A 14,416-nucleotide genomic window follows, 5' to 3' on the forward strand; every position below is an offset into this window, starting at 1 on the left:
CCGTCAGCTCTCCAACCTGGCGCGTTGGCCCTCGCCGACTTCGACGGAGCGGTCACCGCGCGCGTCGGGCGTCCCGAGCGGGGTGAGGGTGATGCGGACGCGCTGCGTGGCGACGGACTGCCGGGTGGCTGCGGCACCGACGTCGAGGACCCAGAACCTCACCCCCGCCTTGCCGTCCCGCCCTTCGGTGGTGGCGAGGTCGAGTTCCAGCTCGACGTCGCCCACGCGGAAGTTCAAGGCGGCGTTCGCACCGGCCTGTTGTGCATTTTGCAGTTCGGTGCGTAACGCCTGGATCCACGTTGCGAGCGGAACCCCTGGTACCTCATCGGTCACGGCTGTAACCCCCCGTATCGGACCGTGCTCGGTGGAGCCACAGGCTAACGATTCCCGTCCGCCGCGCGGAAGGGTCCGCGACCAGGCCAGGCCCTCGGCTGGCTGCTCCCGCCAGTTGATTCCCCTCGCGGCACACCGGCAGCTCCGCCGTCCGCAGCACGAAGCCCACGACCGTCACCGCGTAGGGCGACGCTCCGCCATGGTTGAGGCGGCGCTCGTGGTGCGGAAGGGTCCGGGGCATGGAGTTCTTCTGCTACCACCGCGACCGGTTGGGTTCCCTCCCGATTCGGGAGGAGTTGTTGGAGCGACACTGGTCCTATATGGACCGTTATGCGAAGGAGCTGATAGCGCGAGGGCCGACGTTCGCCGATGACGGTGAGACGCCGACGGGGAGCGTGCACGCGGTCCGGCTGCCCGATGCCGCCGCCGCCCGTGCGTTCGCGTTCGACGAGCCGAACTATCAGGCCGGTGCGTACCGGGACGTGCTGCTGCGTCGGTGGCGCAATGTGCTGGGGCGGACGATGTGGGACTTTCCCGGTGGTCGCAGTGGTGGCAACCGGTACTTGGTGCTCGGGTTCGGCGAGGGGCGGGCCGTGGATCTCGATCCGCCGCGTCGGGACGATCTGATCGCGTACGGGCCGCTGCTGTCCGACGACGGGGAGGCGTGGTTGGGCACGGCTGCGCTGCTCAGGGCGGAGGGTGCGGACGAGGCGCGGGCCGTCCTGACGGCGGAGCGCTACGCGGAAGTCGAGGTGCGCGCCTGGGAGTTCGGCGGGCGGCGCTGAAGCACGCAGGGGCGGGGCGCCCGCGGGCGGGTGGTGTGGGGGCCGTCACGGTCCGGGCGGGGGCGGGCGTGATGAACGACATGGTCACGACGCAGTAGAGGATCCACCAAGGCCGTTAGGTGTGGCTTGCCTAAGTTGTATGGTGGCGCGGTCAGACCGTCCATGCGGAAGGAACGTGGTGTCCATGGGCGATGCCCGTCTGGTGGCGAAGGACCTGGACGTGGGGCACGCGGGCCGCCCCGTGCTCACGCAGGTGGGTCTTGAGCTGCGGCCCGGCGGCATCACCGTCCTCGTCGGGCCCAACGGCTGCGGCAAGTCCACCTTGCTGCGCACGGTGGCCGGACTGCTGCCCCCGATGCGGGGCGAGGTCAGCGTGGACGGCGCCCCGCTCGCGTCCTTCTCGCGGCGCACCCTGTCGCAGCGGCTCGCGTTCCTGCCGCAGTCGTCGCACTCGCCCGCCGGGGTGACCGTGCGCGAACTCGTGCGGCACGGGCGGTACGCCCACCGGGGCGCGCTCGCCCGGCACACCCCGGAGGACACCGAGGCGATCGACTGGGCGCTGACCGTCACGGACGCCGCGCCGCTGGTGGAGCGGCGGTTGGACGAGCTGTCCGGGGGCGAGCGGCAGCGCGCCTGGCTGGCGATGGTGCTGGCGCAGCGCGCCGGTGTCCTGCTGCTCGACGAGCCCACCACGTACCTGGACATGCGGCACCAGTTCGAGGTGCTGGACGTGGTGCGCCGGCTGGCCCGGGAGCACGACATCGCCTGCGGGGTCGTGCTGCACGACCTGATGCAGGCCGCCGCGTACGCCGATGACGTCGTGGTCGTGGCGGACGGCGGGATCACCGCCGCGGGCACGCCCGAGGAGGTGCTGACGCCGGAGGTCATCCACCGGGCGTTCGGACTGCGGGTGAACGTCGTGCGCGACCCGGCTACGGGCTACCTCGCCTGCTTCCCGCAGCGCACGGAAGAACCCCAGCACACCTCCTGAGCGCGCGGAAGAACCCCAGCACGCCTCCTGAAGCTCACGAACAACCCTGCACACAAGGAGAGTTACCCCCATGCGGAATTTGGTGCGCACCCTCGCGACGGGCAGTGCCGCCGTGGCCCTCACCCTGGTCGTGGCCGGTTGCGGCGAGTCCGGGTCGGTCGGCGACGCCGCGGGCGGCGACAAGGACGGCAAGAAGGACACCGGCAGCGGCGCGATAAGCATCGCGACCGCGCAGGGCGAGGTGAAGCTGGAGAAGCCGGCCACCAAGGTCGTCGCCCTGGAGTGGACGTACACCGAAGAGCTGATCGCCCTCGGCGTCACCCCGGCCGGCAACGCCGACAACAAGCAGTACGAGACCTGGATCACCGCCAAGGGCGCGAAGCTGCCGTCCGGCGTGACCGACGTCGGCAACCGCAACGAGCCCAGCCTGGAGAAGATCCGGGCCCTCAAGCCCGATCTGATCGTCATCGACAACGACCGCTCGAAGTCGAACCTCAAGCAGCTCCAGGACATCGCGCCGGTGCTGTCGTTCACGTACACCACCCAGCCCCAGCTCGACACGATGAAGAAGAACTTCACCGAGCTGGCGAAGGCCGTCGGCAAGACGAACGAGGCCGGCGAGGTCATCAAGCGCATCGACACCGCCGCCGCCGACCTCAAGGGCCGGCTGGAGAAGGCCGGCAAGGCCGGCACGACGTACACGATCGGCCAGGGCTTCACCGCCAACGGCACCGCGTCCGTCCGCATGCTCAACAACGACGCCATCGCGGCCCAGGTCCTCAACCTCGCCGGCCTGAAGAACGGCTGGACGGACAAGGGCGACACCTGGGGCATGACCACCGTCGGCGTCGAGGGGCTGACCGCCGCGCCGAAGGGCGCCACCTTCCTCTACGTCGCCGCCACCAACGACAACCCGTTCACCGGCGTCTTCGCGAAGAACCCGGTGTGGAAGAACCTGGACTTCGTGAAGAACGACCGGGTGAACCCGCTCGACCCGGGCACCTGGCTCTTCGGCGGACCGCTGTCCGCGCTCCACGTCCTCGACGAGACCGGCAAGGCCCTGAAGGTCTGATGTCCCTCTCCGTACGGCTCCCCGCCAGCCCGAAGGAAGACCGTCCGCGCGGCCCGCGCCGGCCGTCCGCCGCCCTGGTGGGCGGCGGCCTCGGGGTCCTCCTCGCCGTGGTCGCCGTGGTCCACCTCGGGCTCGGGTCGTCCGGGGTCGGCATCGGCGACATCCTCGCCTACCTCGTCGGCGACGGCACCCAGCACACCGAGGACGTGCTCCTCGGCAGCCGGCTGCCGCGCACCGTCACCGGGCTCGTCGTCGGCATCGCCGTCGGGGTCTCCGGCGTGCTCGTGCAGGGCGCCACCCGCAATCCGCTGGCGGCGCCCGACACGCTCGGCGTGAACGCGGGCGCGTACTTCGCCGTCGTCCTCGTCGCGTACGTCGGCCTCGACCTCGGGCCGCTGCCCTCCGGCGCCGCGGCCTTCATCGGCGGGCTGCTCGCCATCGGCGTCGTCTACCTGCTGAGCAGCGGCGGGGTCCTCACGCCGGGGCGGACGCTGCTCGCCGGCGCCACGGTCGCGCTCGCCGCGACCGCCGGGGCCGAGTTCCTCCAGATGATGGACGTGGAGAAGACCCGCGGCCTGTTCTTCTGGGGCAACGGCACCCTGATGCAGGCCGAGTTGGACAAGCCCCTGATCACGGGCGCCGTGGTGCTCGTCATCGCGTGCGCGGCGCCGCTGCTGGCCCGGCCGCTGGACCTGCTGGCGCTCGGCGACGAGACCGCGCAGGCCATGGGCGTACGGGTGGAACGCATCCGGCCCGCCGCGTTCCTGGTGGCCGTGCTGCTGTCGGCGACCGCGGTGTCCCTGGCCGGACCGATCGGCTTCGTCGGGCTCATCGCCCCCGTCATCGTGCGCCAACTCGGCGTGCGCAAGCACGTGTTGCTGATGCCGCTGGCCGGGCTGCTGGCCTGCGCGGTGCTGCTGGGCGCCGACGCCGCGGGCCAGGTGGTGGTGCCGCCGTCGGCGGTGTACGCCTCCGAACTCCCCGTCGGCGTGGTCACCGCGCTGATCGGCGGGCCCATCTTCATGCTGCTCGCCCGCAAGGTGAGCACCGGGGACGCGGACACCGGCGCCGCCGTCGCGGTCGCCGGCCAGCGGCGCACCCCCACGTACGCCCTCGCGATCGGCGGCGGTCTGATCGCCCTCGGCGTCTCCATGGCGCTGTCGCTGCGGGTCGGGGACGTGTCGGTGAGCTGGAGCCAGATCGGCGCGGCGCTCACCGGCTCCGCGAACGAGGTGACCGAGGCGGTCGTGTCGTACCGGATCCCGCGGATCCTGGTGGCGGCGCTCGCCGGTGCGTGTCTGGCCGTCGCGGGTGCGGCCGTGCAGTCCGTGGTCCGCAATCCGCTGGCGGAGCCGAACCTCGTGGGCGTCACGGGCGGTGCGTCGCTGGGCGCGGTCACCCTGATCGTGGCCGTGCCCTCCGCGCCGGCGATCGCGCTGCCGGCGGCGGCGGGGGTCGGCGGCGTGCTGATGCTGGTGCTCGTGATGCTGGTCGCCCGCGGCTCCGGCGGCGGACGCGCCGGGCTCGACCCGACGCGGGTCGTCCTCGTCGGCATCGGCGCGGCGGCGACCTCGATGGCCCTGGTCAACATCATGGTCGTCAGCGCGCAGATGAACATCGCGGCGTCGCTGAGCTGGCTGGCGGGCAGCACGTACGCCCGGGACTACACGGCGCTCGGCTGGCTGGTGGTGCCCGCGGTGGTCGCGGTCCTGCTGGTGCTGGCGGCCCGCCCGGTGAACCTGCTGGCGCTCGGCGAGGAACTGCCGCGCGCGCTGGGCCTGGAGCTGAGCCGCGCCCGGCTGTTGGTGCTGGGCGCGGGCGCGGTGCTCGCGGCGGGCACGGCGGCGGCGGTCGGTGCGGTCGGCTTCGTCGGGCTGGTGGCGCCGCACTTGGCGCGCCGGTTGGTGGGAGGCAACAGCCGCCGGATGATCCCGATGGCGGCGGTGCTGGGGGCGGTGCTCGTCGTCGCGTCCGACGCGATCGGGCGTTCGCTGCTGGCGCCGACGGAGATCCCGGTGGGGATCGTGACCGCGCTGGTCGGCGCGCCGTACCTGGTGTGGCTGCTGCGGCGGACGCGGGGCGCGGCGGAGTGAGGGTTCGCCGTGCGGCGCGCTGTGTGGGCGGGGGTTCGCCGTGCGGCGCGCTGTGTGGCCGCGCCTAGGGCGTGGGGGGACCCCAGCGCCCCTGATGTGCTGCCCCTGCATTTCGTCTGCGCGTCACGGACGGGGTTCCAGAACTTGTTCCTGAAGGCCAGCGGTGTTCGTCTCCGATGCGGGTGACGGTCGGTGATGACGGTCAGGGCGCCCACAGGGGCCGGGCGGCGTGACGAGGAGGTGGCCGGGGGTGCCGGCGGCGACCCCGGCTGATCCTGCGGCTGCGCCTACTCGCCGGGCTCCACCGGGACGATCCGCACGTCGCCGACGCCGTCCTCGGCCGCGTTGCGAAGCTCGTGGTCCGTCGTGGCGGCTCAGAGGGCCGGGCGGTCGATTCGGTAGACGAAGTGCAGACGGTCGTCGACGGGGTTGTCGGGCTCCAGAAGGGCCTCGGCATAACGTCGGAACCCCGACTTCTCCAACACCCGCCACGAAGCACGGTTCGCGGAGTGCACGGGAACGACGATGCTCCCCGCATCCGGATGGTCGGTCCAGGTGGTCGCGACAACCGCCTGGACAACGCGCGTTCCGAGCCCCTGACCGGTCAGCTGGGCATCACCGATCAGATAGTCGAGCGTCATCGCCCGTTCGGGCACCTCGGCCTGTTCCGCCAGATTTCCGATGTACTGCGGATAGTCCGCGATCCAGCATCTCTGCACCAACGCGACCGGCTCCCCGTCCACAGCGACAAGAAGGTCCTCCGACGGCTCCTCCCCCCGGGCCGCCGGCCCGAAGTCCCGTGCGACTGCCTCGGGCGAGGTGTCGTGATTCCACCACCGTGCGACGTGTGGCTGAAGGAGCCACTGCCTCAGCCGGGGGAAGTCGTGCTCACCGAGCCTTCGCCATGTGATCGTCACGGGGAGCCTCACGGGATCGGGTTGAGTTTCCGGCTCTTTATGCCAGACAACCGACCACCGCGTCACCGGAATTTCGCCGCTGGTGTCGGCGGGGGTGCGGGCGCAGGCGGTGGGGCGGGACGGGGCGCCCTGCGGTTGCGCCGTGCGGCGAGCAAACGCGGCCCGTCTGTGGCTTGTCGCGCAGTTCCCCGCGCCCCTGATGGTCTGCCCCCGTCGTATGCCTGCGGGTGACGGACGGGGCTTTGGGGGCGCAGTCCGCCCCATGCCCTCTGGGCGTAGGGGGCGGAACTGCGCGACAAGCCACGGACGGGCCGCAGACGCCCGCGCACCCGCAGGGAAACGGTGGCTCCGCCCAGGCGGACAGGGATCCGCATCCGGGCCGTGACATATGGCCAAACGATTTCGTCATGCGCATTCCATCCTGCAAGATGACGAACGGGGTGTCCCCGCGCTCTCTGTGGCCCGCCTCGCGTCCCACGGGGGCGTCCCCCAGTCCGATGCCACCGCTCACCGGAAGCAGGAACGTGACCGAGCAGCCGTCCCAGCCGCAGCAGCCGCAGCACCCGTCCCAGCCCCAGGCACCCAACACCCCGCCCCCGCCGCCCGGCTACGGCTACCCGGGCCCGGGGCCCGCGGCCGGTGCCCCGGGCGGGCACCCCGGACAGCCCGGCTTCGGCGCGCCGCAGCCCGGCCCCGGCGGTTACCCGACGGCGCCGCCCGTCGGGTACGTCCCGCCGGGCACGTACACGGGCGACCCGAACGCCCCGTACGGCTACGACATCCACGGCCGGCCGTACTCCGACAAGTCGAAGATCGTCGCCGGCGTCCTCTCGCTCACCCTCGGCACCTTCGGCGTCGGCCGGTTCTACATGGGCAACGTCGGCATGGGCGTCGCGCAGCTCCTGACCCTCGGCGGCTGCGGCATCTGGAGCCTGATCGACGGCATCCTCATCCTCGCCGGCTCCAACCAGACGGACTCCCAGGGACGACCGCTGCGTGGCTGACGCCCAGCCGGCGCGCCCGCGCCGGCTGACCCGGATCCGACGCAACCCGGCGACGGCACCGATCGCGGTGTTCGTCGCCGGGGCGTCGGCCGCGGTCTACCTGTACGGCACCGATCCGCACGAGGGCGGCCAGTGGCTGCCGCAGTGCCCGCTGCGATGGACGACCGGGCTGCTGTGCCCCGTGTGCGGCGGCACGCGCATGGTCTACGACCTGATGCACGGCGATGTCGCCGCGGCCTGGTACGACAACCGCGCCCTCTTCCTCGTCGCCCCCATCGGCCTCGCGGTGCTGGCACGTTGGGCATTCGAAGGGCTGCGCGGCCGTCGATGGCGTCCGAAGTGGCCCCTGGCGCTCCAGGTTTTGGCCGCCTCGGCGACGTTGACCTGGGGAGTAGCCCGAAATCTGGTGTGAGGAAGACGCCTGACGGGCCGTACGGGTTGCCTGAACGCGCAGTGATTTATCACGGTAAGAGCACGATCACCCCATCTGACTTCCGTTGTTCGGGCCCGGCTCTTTACGCTGCGTGCGTCGCAGGGGGGCGATTCGGCGACGTCTTGGCGTGGTTCTCGCGACGCGCGTTTCGGCGCTTCCTCCCGTGTTGACACCGGGAGTGCGCTCCGGGTGACGGCACCTGCTCCATCTGCACGACCGCTCGCACCGTTGCCGCTCGCGCCTACGGTTCCATCTGTTTGACCCAGGAGAACTTCCATGACCGTCCCCACCCCCGACGCTCCCTACGGCTTCGACCCGCAGGGTCGCCCGTACTCCGACAAGTCGAAGATCGTCGCCGGCGTCCTGCAGATCTTCATCGGCACCCTGGGCATCGGTCGCTTCTACGTCGGCAACGTCGGCATGGGCGTCGCGCAGCTCCTGACCCTCGGCGGCTGTGGCATCTGGTCCCTCATCGACGGGATCATGTTCCTCACCAGCAACGACCGCACCGACAAGGACGGTCGCGTGCTGCGCGGCTGACCCACGCGTCGAAGCGGGTCGGAGGTCCGTAGGGCACAACGCCCTGCGGACCTCCGCGCTTTGTCGCGGGGCGCGGAAATCCGCTCGACAGCGGCGCGCGGGACCACTGTGATGGTCGCGACCGCCCGCCGCCCCGAGGAGCTCCGCAATCGATGCCGCACTGGCCAGGCGTCTGGTCGACACCCAGTTCCCGCAGTGGGCCGAACTGCCCCTCACCCGGTTCGACCCGGCCGGCTCGGACCACGTGATCTACCGGTTGGGCGACGAACTCTCCGTACGCCTGCCCCGCCACGACGGTGCGATCGACCAGGCGGCGAAGGAGTCCCGGTGGCTGCCGGCGCTCGCCCCGCACCTGCCGCTGGCCGTGCCCGTACTGCTCGGGGTCGGTGAGCCCGACTTCGGCTACCCGTGGCGGTGGGCGGTCTCCCGCTGGCTGCCCGGCGAGGTGGCGACCGTCGACGCGCTGGCCGAATCGACGCCGGCGGCCGTCCAGTTGGCGCGGTTCCTCACCGCCCTCCAGAACGCGCCGGGAGCGGACGCCTCCGACGCCCCGGTGAACGGCGGTTCGCTCGCCGAGCGGGACCGTGCGACCCGCGCCGCGATCGCGCAGGTCTCGCAGCGCGCACAGGTCTCGCAGGTCGACGGCGGCTTCGACGCCGCCGCGATGACCGCGCTGTGGGACGCGGCGCTCGACGCCCCCGCCTGGGACCGCCCTTCGGTCTGGTTCCACGGCGACTTCCACACCGGCAACCTGCTGACCGTCGACGGCCGCCTCAGCGCCGTCATCGACTTCGGCGAACTGGGCACCGGCGATCCGGCCCGCGACTTGATCATCGCCTTCACCCTGATGTCCGCCACCAGCCGCACCGCGTTCCGCACCGCCCTCGGCGTCGACGACGCCACCTGGACCCGCGGCCGCGGCTGGGCCCTGACCACCGGCCTGAACGCGTACACCGCCCACGCCGCGACCAACCCCCGCGTCGCCGCGCAAACCACCCGCCAGATCGCCGAAGCCCTGCGCGGCTAGGCCCTTTGTGCCCTGCGGGCACCGGGGGGACCCCCAGCGCCCCTGTTTCGCTGCCCCGTCGTTCAACTGCGGGTTGGCGGCGGAGGTGTTTAGGGGCGCGGGGAACTGCGCGAGCAACCCGCCACCGGCCCGCGGGGACCGATGCTTCCGAAGCGAAACGGTGGGGATGCCAGGGCCGCTGAAGGTTCCCCACGCCCTCTGGGCGTAGGGGGGAGGAACCGCGCGACAAGCCACAGACGGGCCGCAGGCGCCACAGCGCAGCCCGCCCCACGGCGGAAGCGCAGCCCGTCGCGCGGCGGAACCGCGGCTCAGGCGAAGGACGCGAGGGACTCGGGGAGGGTTTGGCCGCCGTCGACGGTGAGGGTCTGGCCGGTGATGAACGCGGCCTCGTCGGAGGCGAGGAACGCCACCGCGTGCGCGATGTCGGCCGGCACGCCCATCCGGCCCACCGGAATCGACGCGGTCATCTCCCGCTCGTACTCCCCGCCCAACTCGGTCAGGCTCTCGGTGCGCACGTTGCCCGGCAGTACCGCGTTGACGGTGATCCCGGCCGACGCCAACTCCAGGGCCGCGCTGCGGATGAAGCCGAGCTGACCGGCCTTGCTCGCGCCGTAGTGGGACCAGCCGACGTAGCCGGTGAGGGGGCCGGTGATGGAGGAGGTCAGCACGATCCGGCCGTGCCCGGCGCGCTCCATGCCGGGCAGGAACGCCTTCGTCACCAGGATCGACCCGCGCACGTTCACGGCCATCATGTCGTCGACGTCGTCCGCGGTCATCTCCCGCAGCCGCTTGGCGGGGAAGATCCCGGCGTTCGGGCACACCACGTCCACGTGCCCGTGCCGCCGCAGGACCTCCGCGGCCACCGTCTCGATCGACTCCGGATCCCGCAGGTCCAGCCCCAGCCCGATCACCCGCCCACCGGTGGCGGCGGCCATCTCCTCGGCCGCCCGCCGGGCGGTCTCGTCGCTCCGCCCGGTGATGGCCACGGCCGCACCCCGGGCCGCGAACAACTCCGCGATCCCCCGCCCGATCCCCCGCGTCGCACCCGTCACGACCACGGACCGCTGCTGCCAATCAGTGCCCAACTCCACGCTTCCACGCCCTCGCTCGGTGGCCCGTACGTCCGTCAGCACGGACACGTTCGTGATCGTCACGGTAGAGGGCCCGCACCCCGGCGCGACCGCCGATCGGGGCGGACCGACCGGAATCGACCCGCCGTCGTCCGAGACCCGGGCACGAGCGGGCGGCGGCACCCCCAGGGCGCCGCCGCCCGTCGTCGAGGCGTCCGCGGACCGCTACAGCGTCCGCTCCATCCGGTCCGCCACCAGCTTCACGAACCGGCCCGCGTCCTTCGGCTGGCCGCCTTCCGCCAGGACCGCGAGGGCGTGCAGGAGTTCGGCGGTCTCGGTCAGGGCGGTGTGGTCGTCGCGGTCGCCGTGGGCCTGCTTGAGGGCCCGGACCAGTTGGTGTTCCGGGTTGAGTTCCAGGATGCGCTTGGTCTTGGGGACCTCCTGGCCCATCGCCCGGTACATGTTCTCCAGCGCGGGCGTCAGATCGCTCGCGTCGGCGACCACGCAGGCCGGGGAGACGGTGAGGCGGGCGGAGAGGCGGACTTCCTTGACGTCCTCGGCGAGGTGCTCGCTCATCCAGCCCAGCAGGCCGGCGTACTCCTCGCCCTGCTTCTCCTTCTTCTCCTTCTCCTCGTCGGTGGCGGACTGCTCGTCGTCGCCGAGGTCGATCTGGCCCTTGGCGATCGAGCGGAGCTGCTTGCCCTCGTACGGGCCGACGGCGTCGACCCACACCTCGTCCACCGGGTCGGTCAGCAGCAGGACTTCGATGCCCTTGGCGCGGAACGCCTCCATGTGCGGGGAGTTCTCGATGGCCTGCCGGGACTCGCCCGTCATGTAGTAGACGTCGTCCTGGCCGTCCTTCATCCGCTCCACGTACGCCGCGAGCGTCGTCGGCTCGTCGGCGTCGTGCGTGGTCGCGAAGGAGCAGGCGGCGAGGACCGCGTCCCGGTTGTCGGCGTCGGTGACCAGGCCCTCCTTGAGGACCGTGCCGAACTCGCGCCAGAACGTGGCGTAGTCGTCGGGCGCCTTGGTGCGCAGGTCCTTCACCGTGGCGAGGACCTTCTTCGTCAGCCGGCGCTGCATCATCCGGATCTGGCGGTCCTGCTGGAGGATCTCGCGCGAGACGTTCAGTGAGAGGTCCTGGGCGTCGACGATGCCCTTCACGAAGCGCAGGTAGGACGGCAGCAGCTCCTTGCAGCCGTCCATCACGAAGACGCGCTTCACGTAGAGCTGGAGGCCGCCCTGGTAGTCCCGGGTGAACAGGTCGTGCGGGGCGTGCGAGGGGACGAAGAGGAGGGCCTGGTACTCGAAGGTGCCCTCGGCCTGGAGGCGGACGATCTCCAGCGGGTCGCGCCAGTCGTGGCTGATGTGCTTGTACAGCTCGTGGTACTCGTCGTCGGACACCTCGTCCCGCGGGCGTGCCCACAGCGCCTTCATCGAGTTCAGCGTCTCGGGCTCCGGTGCCGCCTCGGCTTCGGCCGGCTGCCCTTCGGCGGTGGCGTCGGCGTCTTCGGCGACCGGCGCCGGCTTCGGCGTCATCCGGATCGGCCAGGTGATGAAGTCCGAGTACCGCTTGACGATCTCCCGGACCTTCCACGGCGCGGTGTAGTCGTGGAGCTGGTTCTCCGGGTCCGCGGGCTTCAAGTGGAGGGTGACGGAGGTGCCCTGGGGCGCGTCGTCGACGGATTCCAGGGTGTACGTGCTCTCGCCGCGCGAGGTCCAGCGGGTGCCCTGCGCCTCGCCGGCCCGCCGGGTCAGCAAGGTCACCTCGTCCGCGACCATGAAGCTGGCGTAGAAGCCGACGCCGAACTGGCCGATGAGCCCGTCCGTCCCGGCCGCGTCCTGCGCCTCGCGCAGCTCCTTGAGGAACTTGGCCGTGCCCGAGTTCGCGATGGTGCCGATGAGTTGGGTGACCTCGTCGTACGACATGCCGATGCCGTTGTCCCGGACCGTGACGGTGCGGGCGTCCTCGTCGGTCTCGATCTCGATGTGCAGGTCGGACGCGTCGACGTCGAGCGCGTCGTCCCGCAGCGCCTCCAAGCGCAACTTGTCCAGCGCGTCGGAGGAGTTGGAGACGAGCTCCCGCAGGAACACGTCCTTGTTCGAGTAGACCGAGTGGATCACCAGCTGGAGGAGCTGACGCGCTTCAACCTGGAACTCAAACGTTTCGGTCGGCATAGCTCGGAAGTACCTCACAGATGCTCTGTCGCCTGAATTGGTCTGGAGACGTCACTTTATGGCAGCGACCAGCGACGCAGCAGACGGCGACGGGGGCACCCGGACGGTCGGGCCGCATTTAGGGGTGCCCGGGCCGGCGAGTAGGGGTTCCCCGGCCGGAGTTCAGTCCGTTCGGCGGCCGGAGTTCAGTTCGTTTCGGGCGTCGGGCGCAGGGTGCGCGCCGCCAGCACTCCGAGCGCGCACACCACCGCCGCCGTCAGGCAGACCGTGGTGAACGCGTCGGTGAACGCGTCCCGTGCCGCCGCCCGCGACCCCTCGGGCACCAGGTCGAAGCGGGCCGTGGCGACCGCGGCGCGCAGCTCCTCGTCCGCGCCGAGCCGGGCCGCGAGGTGCGCGGAGAACACCGCGCCGAAGACCGCGACGCCCGCGGCCGTGCCCAGCGGCAGGCAGGCGTTCGTCAGCCCGGACGCCATGCCGGTGCGGTCCGCGGGGACCGCACCGACCGCGACGCCCATCAGGGGCGGGAAGACCACGGCGCCGCCCGCGCCGAGCAGCAGCAGCCCGGCGACGGTGACCGCGCGCGGCGCGCCGGCGCCCGCGGCCGCGAGGCCGAGCAGGCCCACCGCCTTGAGGGCGAAGCCGGCGGCGACCAGGGAGTGCGGCGGGAAGGCGCGTTGCAGCCGGGCGACGAAGACGCCGACGACCAGCAGGCTCCCGGTCAGCGGCAGCAGGTGCAGCCCGGTTTCCAACGGGGAGTACGCGTACGCCGTGGCCAACCACAGGGTGATGAACGCCAGCGAGCCGAGCCCCGCCACCCGGGCCAGGAAGCCCAGCACCGCGGCGCCCGAGAAGGCGCGGATGCGCAGCAGCGCGAGGTCGAGCAGGCCGTCGCCGCGGCGCTGGCTGCGGACCAGGGCGACGACGAGGGCGAGGCCGAGGACGGTGGAGCCGATGACGCCCGGCGTGGTCCAGCCGTGCTCGGTCCCGGCGACCAGGGGGTAGTGGAGGGCGAGCAGCGCGCCGACGGCGAGCAGCGCCCCGGGCACGTCGACCCGTCGCGCGGTCGCGCCGCGCGCCGAGGACTCGGGCATCCGGGCCAGCGCGCCGACCACGATCAGCACCCCGATGGGGATGTTGACGAGGAAGATCCACCGCCAGCCCGGGCCCTGGACGAAGACGCCGCCGACGACCGGGCCGAGCGCGCCCGCGCCGGAGGAGATCGCCGCGAAGGCCGCGATCGCCGCGCGCCGCCGGGCCTCGTCCTCGTACACCGTCGCGAGCAGCGCCAGCGCGGGCGCGAACATCAACGCGCCGCCCAGCCCTTGGACGGCGCGGGCGACGATCAGGGTGGCCGCGTCGGGGGCGAGCCCGCACGCCGCGGAGGCGAGGGTGAACAGCGTCGTACCGGTGACGAAGACGGCCCGTCGGCCCACCCGGTCCGAGAGCGCGCCGCCGGTCAGCAGCAGGGCGCCGAAGGCGAGGGAGTACGCGGAGATGACCCACTGCACCTTGCCGAGGCCGGTGTCGAGGTCGCGCGCGATGTCGAAGAGTGCGATGTTCACCACGGTCACGTCGAGCGTCATGACCACGCCCGCGGCGCTGACGAGCAGGAACGTCCACCAGGGCGCGCGGGGGCGGGACGGCGCCTTCGCCGGTGAGCCCGGTGTGCTCAGTGCGCCCACTGCGGCCGGGGTGGCCGAAAATTCGCTGGCATCCGGGGACTTCGGGGCTGGCGAGGCGTTCGACGGCACGGTTGACACCACTGCTGGCTACACCTCACAGAGACGCACGGGGACAGGACGGGGACAGGAGCGGAACGGCCACCACGACAAGACCACAAGCAGGCAAGTTTGGATAGGCTAACCTCAATTATTATCTGACGCGACGTCAGATAGACGCGGTGGCTGAAAGTAGTGCTTGCACATTAGGCAAGGCTTACCTAAGGCTTGCTCCCGTCTCTGTGTAGTGACCAG

At 71.7% G+C, this 14,416-nt stretch carries 13 protein-coding genes; 8 read left to right on the plus strand and 5 right to left on the minus strand.

Going from position 1 to position 14,416, the window contains the following annotated elements:
* Window positions 1–3: 3 nt before the first annotated feature.
* Complete coding sequence (locus ACH4E8_RS16475) at window positions 4–333, minus strand: trypco2 family protein (RefSeq protein ID WP_398448650.1); 330 nt, start codon at window positions 331–333, stop codon at window positions 4–6.
* 239 nt (window positions 334–572) lie between these two features.
* On the opposite strand from ACH4E8_RS16475, the gene ACH4E8_RS16480 reads away from it, so the two are divergent.
* The 4 genes from ACH4E8_RS16480 (at window position 573) to ACH4E8_RS16495 (ending at window position 5,274) form a co-directional block, all read left to right on the plus strand.
* Window positions 573–1,118, plus strand: coding sequence for a YciI family protein (locus ACH4E8_RS16480; protein ID WP_398448652.1), 546 nt, complete (start codon window positions 573–575; stop codon window positions 1,116–1,118).
* A gap of 184 nt (window positions 1,119–1,302) precedes the next feature.
* The gene (locus tag ACH4E8_RS16485; RefSeq protein ID WP_398448654.1) at window positions 1,303–2,109 is read left to right on the plus strand and encodes an ABC transporter ATP-binding protein; all 807 of its coding nucleotides are present in this window, start codon (window positions 1,303–1,305) and stop codon (window positions 2,107–2,109) included.
* 70 nt (window positions 2,110–2,179) lie between these two features.
* Window positions 2,180–3,181 carry an ABC transporter substrate-binding protein gene (locus ACH4E8_RS16490; protein WP_398448656.1) on the plus strand — a complete coding sequence of 334 codons (1,002 nt, stop codon included), beginning with the start codon at window positions 2,180–2,182 and terminating at the stop codon, window positions 3,179–3,181.
* On the plus strand, window positions 3,181–5,274 hold the full coding sequence (locus tag ACH4E8_RS16495) for an iron ABC transporter permease (RefSeq protein ID WP_398448658.1): 2,094 nt from the start codon (window positions 3,181–3,183) through the stop codon (window positions 5,272–5,274). Before ACH4E8_RS16490 ends, ACH4E8_RS16495 begins: the two co-directional genes overlap by 1 nt.
* A gap of 374 nt (window positions 5,275–5,648) precedes the next feature.
* Here the strand turns inward: ACH4E8_RS16495 and ACH4E8_RS16500 are convergent, their stop codons facing one another.
* Window positions 5,649–6,455 (minus strand): GNAT family N-acetyltransferase, encoded by an 807-nt coding sequence (locus ACH4E8_RS16500; RefSeq protein ID WP_398448660.1) that lies wholly within the window; start codon window positions 6,453–6,455, stop codon window positions 5,649–5,651.
* Window positions 6,456–6,715: 260 nt separating this feature from the next.
* Between ACH4E8_RS16500 and ACH4E8_RS16505 the strand changes: the two genes are divergently transcribed.
* The 4 genes from ACH4E8_RS16505 to ACH4E8_RS16520 all read left to right on the plus strand — a co-directional run bounded on the left by ACH4E8_RS16505 (window position 6,716) and on the right by ACH4E8_RS16520 (window position 9,195).
* Complete coding sequence (locus ACH4E8_RS16505; RefSeq protein WP_398448662.1) at window positions 6,716–7,195, plus strand: TM2 domain-containing protein; 480 nt, start codon at window positions 6,716–6,718, stop codon at window positions 7,193–7,195.
* Window positions 7,188–7,607 (plus strand): DUF2752 domain-containing protein, encoded by a 420-nt coding sequence (locus tag ACH4E8_RS16510; protein WP_398448664.1) that lies wholly within the window; start codon window positions 7,188–7,190, stop codon window positions 7,605–7,607. The genes ACH4E8_RS16505 and ACH4E8_RS16510 overlap by 8 nt, the downstream gene beginning before the upstream one ends.
* 297 nt (window positions 7,608–7,904) lie before the next feature.
* Window positions 7,905–8,168: a TM2 domain-containing protein gene (locus tag ACH4E8_RS16515; protein WP_398448666.1), complete on the plus strand. Its 264-nt coding sequence runs from the start codon at window positions 7,905–7,907 to the stop codon at window positions 8,166–8,168.
* A gap of 148 nt (window positions 8,169–8,316) precedes the next feature.
* Entirely contained in the window at window positions 8,317–9,195 is an 879-nt protein-coding gene (locus ACH4E8_RS16520; protein ID WP_398449211.1) for an aminoglycoside phosphotransferase family protein, read from the plus strand.
* A 308-nt stretch (window positions 9,196–9,503) separates the two neighbouring features.
* On the opposite strand, the gene fabG is transcribed toward ACH4E8_RS16520, so the two are convergent.
* The 3 genes from fabG to ACH4E8_RS16535 form a co-directional block, all read right to left on the minus strand.
* Window positions 9,504–10,280 carry a 3-oxoacyl-ACP reductase FabG gene (fabG, locus tag ACH4E8_RS16525; protein ID WP_398449213.1) on the minus strand — a complete coding sequence of 259 codons (777 nt, stop codon included), beginning with the start codon at window positions 10,278–10,280 and terminating at the stop codon, window positions 9,504–9,506.
* 210 nt (window positions 10,281–10,490) lie between these two features.
* Window positions 10,491–12,443, minus strand: a complete 1,953-nt coding sequence (gene htpG, locus ACH4E8_RS16530) for a molecular chaperone HtpG (RefSeq protein ID WP_398448668.1) — start codon at window positions 12,441–12,443, stop codon at window positions 10,491–10,493.
* A 185-nt stretch (window positions 12,444–12,628) separates the two neighbouring features.
* Window positions 12,629–14,125 carry an MFS transporter gene (locus ACH4E8_RS16535; protein WP_398448670.1) on the minus strand — a complete coding sequence of 499 codons (1,497 nt, stop codon included), beginning with the start codon at window positions 14,123–14,125 and terminating at the stop codon, window positions 12,629–12,631.
* Between the last annotated feature and the right edge of the window lie 291 nt (window positions 14,126–14,416).

This window comes from Streptomyces sp. NPDC017979, from assembly GCF_044328175.1.
Lineage (GTDB): Bacteria > Actinomycetota > Actinomycetes > Streptomycetales > Streptomycetaceae > Streptomyces.

Coding starts and splice junctions, on each gene's coding strand:
- ACH4E8_RS16480 (WP_398448652.1), top strand. CDS start 573: ATGGAGTTCTTCTGCTACCACCGCGACCGGTTGGGTTCCCTCCCGATT.
- ACH4E8_RS16485 (WP_398448654.1), top strand. CDS start 1,303: ATGGGCGATGCCCGTCTGGTGGCGAAGGACCTGGACGTGGGGCACGCG.
- ACH4E8_RS16490 (WP_398448656.1), top strand. CDS start 2,180: ATGCGGAATTTGGTGCGCACCCTCGCGACGGGCAGTGCCGCCGTGGCC.
- ACH4E8_RS16495 (WP_398448658.1), top strand. CDS start 3,181: ATGTCCCTCTCCGTACGGCTCCCCGCCAGCCCGAAGGAAGACCGTCCG.
- ACH4E8_RS16500 (WP_398448660.1), bottom strand. CDS start 6,455: ATGGGGCGGACTGCGCCCCCAAAGCCCCGTCCGTCACCCGCAGGCATA.
- ACH4E8_RS16515 (WP_398448666.1), top strand. CDS start 7,905: ATGACCGTCCCCACCCCCGACGCTCCCTACGGCTTCGACCCGCAGGGT.
- htpG (WP_398448668.1), bottom strand. CDS start 12,443: ATGCCGACCGAAACGTTTGAGTTCCAGGTTGAAGCGCGTCAGCTCCTC.